Source organism: Phaeovulum sp. (assembly GCF_047638075.1).
GTDB lineage: Bacteria > Pseudomonadota > Alphaproteobacteria > Rhodobacterales > Rhodobacteraceae > UBA6197.
In genome coordinates, this window is record NZ_JBLJBV010000088.1 from 1 (window position 1) to 3,986 (window position 3,986).

At 61.3% G+C, this 3,986-nt stretch carries 4 protein-coding genes and 1 pseudogene; 3 read left to right on the forward strand and 2 right to left on the reverse strand.

The features are described from left to right. Together ACM62R_RS13505 and ACM62R_RS13510 are read right to left on the reverse strand one after the other, a co-directional pair. A pseudogene (locus ACM62R_RS13505) lies at nt 1-317 on the reverse strand (disulfide oxidoreductase); the annotation flags it as partial. A 9-nt stretch (nt 318-326) separates the two neighbouring features. Continuing rightward, nucleotides 327-887 carry a hypothetical protein gene (locus ACM62R_RS13510; protein ID WP_415184567.1) on the reverse strand — a complete coding sequence of 187 codons (561 nt, stop codon included), beginning with the start codon at nt 885-887 and terminating at the stop codon, nt 327-329. A 63-nt stretch (nt 888-950) separates the two neighbouring features. Between ACM62R_RS13510 and ACM62R_RS13515 the strand changes: the two genes are divergently transcribed. The 3 genes from ACM62R_RS13515 to ACM62R_RS13525 all read left to right on the forward strand — a co-directional run. Next, nucleotides 951-1,238: an SCP2 sterol-binding domain-containing protein gene (locus tag ACM62R_RS13515; protein ID WP_415184568.1), complete on the forward strand. Its 288-nt coding sequence runs from the start codon at nt 951-953 to the stop codon at nt 1,236-1,238. Continuing rightward, nucleotides 1,238-2,185 carry an alpha/beta fold hydrolase gene (locus tag ACM62R_RS13520; protein WP_415184569.1) on the forward strand — a complete coding sequence of 316 codons (948 nt, stop codon included), beginning with the start codon at nt 1,238-1,240 and terminating at the stop codon, nt 2,183-2,185. Before ACM62R_RS13515 ends, ACM62R_RS13520 begins: the two co-directional genes overlap by 1 nt. A 134-nt stretch (nt 2,186-2,319) precedes the next feature. Then, the coding region (locus ACM62R_RS13525) for a M3 family oligoendopeptidase (protein ID WP_415184570.1) at nt 2,320-3,986 on the forward strand (1,667 nt) is incomplete at its 3' end.

Consider the following 3,986-nt stretch of genomic DNA (forward strand, 5'->3'; position numbering starts at 1 on the left):
ATGTGGCCGCGTTCCGGATCGGCGCATAGCTGAATTTCGTCGATGGCAACGAAATCGGCGCCGATGGCTTCGGGCATCGCCTCGGTGGTGCAGACCCAGTATTGCACCCGGTCGGGCACGATCCGTTCTTCACCGGTCACCAGCGCGACGCACGACGGGCCGCGCGACGCCACGATACGGTCATAAACCTCGCGCGCCAAAAGACGCAGCGGCAGGCCGATGACCCCGGTGCGATGCGCCAGCATCCGTTCTATCGCGTAGTGGGTTTTGCCGGTGTTCGTCGGCCCAAGGACCGCCGTTATACGCTGCTCCGCCATTGGCTCTCCTTAAAGGCTGGTGCCCGAAAGCCCGCGTTCCAGCCGATCAATGGCGTCTTTCACATCCTGCTGATGAGGATGCAAGGCGAAGGAGGCCCGGTAAGCCGCCAGCGCGCGCCGGTTTTGCCCGATGTCGTCCAGAATCGACCCCAACCCCGCCAATGCACCCCAATGGCGCGGCTCCAATTCCAGGACATGCGCGATGTCTGCCATGGCGGGGCCATAATTTCCGTTCATGAAATAAGCCGTCGCGCGGGCATTCCAGCCTTCGGCAAAATCTGGCGCATGGTCGGTCAGGGCGGTCAGATGCTCTATCGCGGCGGACACGTCGCCCTCATCCAGGGCCATCTCGCCGCGTTTCAACAAAAGATCCATCGCCGCGGACCCTGACCGCGACCATGCCCGCCGAATATCGGATTCGGCGCGCTGCCATCCGGCAAAATCCGGATCGGCCAGTTCGGCAAAGTAAGCATCCAGCCCCGCCGTTTCAGCCCGAACCGACGCCGCGGCAAAAAATACGGCACAAAGTGCCGCAACGATATATTTGTGGTGGGCCAACCGGTCGCGCATAGCTAGGTTGTAACCCAAGTGCCGAAGAAAGCGATACCCCGGCATTCACAATTGGAGGAACTGATGAGCGACGTTATCGACGCGGCCGTAGCCGCCTTAAGCGAAAAACTGAAAGACGGGTTTTCGTCAACGGCGAAATTTGTGATCACGGATGAAGGCTCGATCATAGTCGATGCCAATGGCGTGCGCGCGGGTGACGAAGAGGCCGAAGTGACATTGATCGCTGATGCGGACACCTTCAAGGGCATCTTGTCGGGCGATGTAAACCCGACAATGGCCTTCATGACCGGCAAGTTGAAGATCGACGGCTCCATGGGGCTGGCGATGCAACTGGGGTCGGCGCTGTCCTGATGGACGCGGCCCCTCTGCATGACACTATCGCGCGCGCGCCGAAAGGCGGGCGTGCCTATTGGCTAAACGCCGCAGACGGTGTGCGCATCCGTATCGCAGCCTGGTCGCAGGGGGCAGCGGGCGGACAGAAGGGCACGGTGCTGTTGTTGACCGGCCGCACGGAATATGTTGAGAAATACGGCCCCGCTGCGGCGGAACTGGCCGCGCGGGGCTATGCGATGCTGGCGGTTGACTGGCGCGGTCAGGGGCTGGCAGACCGCCTGCTTGCCGATCCCGCCAAAGGCCACGTTATGCGGTTTTCGGACTATCAGCTGGATCTGGCCGCCGTTATCGCCGCAGCCGAGGCGTTGGAATTGCCGCGCCCGTTCTTTTTGCTGGGCCACTCGATGGGCGGGGCCATTGGCTTGCGCGCGCTCTTCAATGGCCTTGACGTCAGGGCCGCCGCTTTTTCGGCCCCGATGTGGGGCATCCGCATGCCGAGGCAGATACGCCCGGTTGTTGCTGCATTGGTGCGCGCGCTGGCAAATGGCCCTTTGGGGCAGGCCTACGCCCCCAGCACAAGCAGCACCGCCTATGTGTACAACTGTGCGTTCAGCACAAACAAGCTGACAACTGACGCCTCCATGTGGGCCTTCATGCTGGGCCAATTGGCCCATGATCCGGCGCTATCGCTTGCCGGACCAACGGTGCGCTGGCTGTCTGAGGCGTTGGACGAATGTGCCAACCTTGCCACGCTGCCTGCGCTGAACTTGCCCTGCTACACCGCCCTTGGCACAAGGGAACGCATCATTGACACCGCACCCGTCCACGCCCGCATGGCGGAATGGCGGGGGGGGCATCTGGACCTGATCAGCGGTGCCGAACATGAGGTGATGATGGAAACCTCTGTCAGTCGCACGCGGTTTTATGATGCCGCCACCGCCTTGTTTGACGCGCAGCTTGGCTAAACCCGCCGCGTGCAAACGCGATAAAGGCAGCACCCCCGATCATTTCTCTTCAATCGGGTCAGATGTTCACCCCCCTCCCTTGCACCTGCCCCCTTCACGCCCCTATCTGTTGTGAAAAGCAAAATGAGGATGCCATGACCCTGCCCCTGCCCCACCCCGTTTTTGACGCCAACATTAGTGCCGGGGGTTTTGGTGACCTGCCCGAATGGGACCTGAGCGACCTTTATACCGCCCCCGACGCGCCTGAACTGACCCGCGACATGGGCTGGCTGGAAACCGCCTGCGCCAGTTTCGCCACCGATTATGAGGGCAAACTGGCGACCCTCAGCGCCGCTGATATGGCCCAATGCATCGCCCGCTATGAGGCGATCGACGTGACGGCCGGGCGGATCATGTCCTACGCCGGGCTGCGCTATTACCAAAACACCCTTGACGCCGCGCGCGCAAAATTCATGGCCGACGCGCAAGACAAGATCACCAATTTCACCACGCCGCTGGTGTTTTTCAGCCTCGAATTCAACCGCATAGACGAGGCTGCCTATCAAAAGCTGTTCACCGATGCGGGGCTTGCCCGCTACAAACCCGTCTTTGACCGGATGCGCGCCATGCGCCCCCATCAGCTTTCCGATGAGTTGGAAAAATTTCTTCACGATCAATCTGTTGTAAGCGCCGCCGCGTGGAACCGGCTGTTTGATGAAACTACCGCCGGGTTGGAATTTACCGTGGACGGCAAGGTGATGAACATCGAATCCACCCTCAACCTGCTGTCGGATCATGACCGCACCCAACGCGAGGCGGGCGCGCGCGCACTGGCCAAAGTCTTTGGCGCCCATACCAAATTGTTCGCACGGATCCACAATTCCCTGGCCAAGGAAAAGGAAATCGAGGACCGCTGGCGCAAGATGCCAACCCCTCAATACGGGCGCCACCTTGCAAACCACGTCGAACCCGAGGTGGTCGAGGCGCTGCGCAATGCCGTTGTTGCGGCCTACCCGAAACTGTCGCACCGCTATTACCGCCTGAAGGCGAAATGGCTGGGGCTGGACAAGCTGCAAGTCTGGGATCGCAACGCCCCGCTGCCCACCGAAGCCCCACGCACCATCAACTGGCCCGAGGCGCGCGAGACGGTCTTGTCGGCCTACACCGCCTTCTCACCGGAAATGGCAACGCTGGCCAAGCCGTTTTTCACCAAAGGCTGGATCGACGCGGGCGTGAAGCCGGGCAAGGCGCCGGGGGCTTTTGCGCACCCGACCGTCACCACCGTTCACCCCTATGTCATGCTCAACTATCTGGGCAAACCGCGCGATGTGATGACGCTGGCGCATGAACTGGGCCACGGCGTCCATCAGGTCCTGGCCGCCGATCAGGGGGAGCTTTTGGCCGCAACGCCACTGACCCTGGCCGAAACCGCCAGCGTCTTTGGTGAAATGCTGACCTTCCGCCGCCTGCTTGATGCCGCCCAGACCCCGGCAGAGCGCAAGACGCTGCTGGCCGGCAAGGTCGAGGATATGATCAATACCGTGGTTCGCCAGATCGCGTTCTACGATTTCGAATGCAAACTGCACGCCGCCCGCGCCCAAGGCGAACTGACGCCCGATGACATCAACGCGTTGTGGATGAGCGTTCAGGCCGAAAGCCTGGGCGATGCGATTGAATTCATGCCCGGGTATGAAACCTTCTGGGCCTATATTCCGCATTTCGTCCACTCGCCCTTCTACGTCTACGCCTATGCCTTCGGGGACGGTCTGGTAAACGCCCTTTACGCAACCTATGAGGCCGGCCTGCCGGGCTTTGAGCAGAA